Source organism: Klebsiella sp. HMSC25G12, assembly GCF_001807705.1.
Taxonomy (GTDB): domain Bacteria; phylum Pseudomonadota; class Gammaproteobacteria; order Enterobacterales; family Enterobacteriaceae; genus Klebsiella; species Klebsiella variicola.
Genome location: NZ_KV789862.1, coordinates 1 through 1097, shown reverse-complemented (window position 1 = coordinate 1097; position 1097 = coordinate 1). Strand labels below are relative to the sequence as shown.

Genomic DNA, 1097 nt, shown 5'->3' with positions numbered 1-1097 from the left:
CTGTGTAAGTTCACACAGATATTGCAATTGCCTCAGAACACTAAAGGAGGGATTGCCAGATGTTGATGCAGCATATCGGTGTCGGCTATTTTGGGTATTACCGAGCAACTGCTTATGCGATGAAACACTCTCTTATGCCCGAGATTGCGAAGTTAAGAATGAAGGCTCTGAACTTCTGGGATAAGCACGGGATCCGTGCCGCAGCTGATGCTTTTGACGTATCAACGCGAACACTCTACTGGTGGCGCCGGTTACTGCGCACCGGTGGTCCAGAAGCACTAATTCCAAGAAGCAAAGCCCCTCTGGTTCGCCGTTCAAGGCACTGGCATCCTGATGTACTCAAGGAGATCAGGCGTCTGAGAACTGAGTTACCCAATCTCGGCAAAGAGCAGATTTTTGTCAGGCTGAAACCATGGTGTGAAGCGCGGCATTTTACCTGTCCCAGCACGTCAACCATTGGAAGAATCATTGCTGGTGCTCACGATAAAATGCGGATGATCCCCGTACGCCTCAGCGCCAGGGGCAAAGCCCGGTTGATAAAAAAACGCTCAGTGAAGCCCAGAAGACCAAAACAATACCGCCCGGTAAAAACAGGCGAACTCATAGGGATGGACGCGATTGAACTCAGGATGGGGGACCTACGCCGCTATATCATTACCATGATCGACGAGCACAGCGACTATGCGCTGGCCCTGGCGGTCCCTTCACTCAACAGCGATATTACCAGCCATTTCTTCAGCAAGGCCACAAAGCTCTTTCCTGTCGCTATCAGACAAGTTGTCACTGACAACGGTAAGGAGTTCCTCGGTAACTTTGATAAAACGCTACAGGAAGCCTCGATTAAACACATCTGGACCTATCCGTACACACCGAAAATGAATGCGACCTGTGAGCGATTTAACCGGACACTTAGAGAACAATTTATTGAATTCAATGAATTGTTGCTTTTTGAGGACCTGAATTTGTTTAATCAAAGAATGGCTGAATATCTGGTGCTGTATAACAGCAAAAGGCCACATAAATCACTCGAACTGATGACGCCAGTGGACTATATTTTACGTGAGAGTAAAAATTGCAATATGTGGTGGACCCATACA

1 protein-coding gene is annotated in these 1097 nt (G+C 47.9%); it reads left to right on the top strand.

All coding sequences use genetic code 11. The annotated features are described in order from the left end of the window. Positions 1-59: 59 nt before the first annotated feature. A partial coding sequence (locus tag HMPREF3096_RS09455; protein ID WP_004153148.1) for an IS481 family transposase occupies positions 60-1097 on the top strand: 1038 nt, incomplete at its 3' end.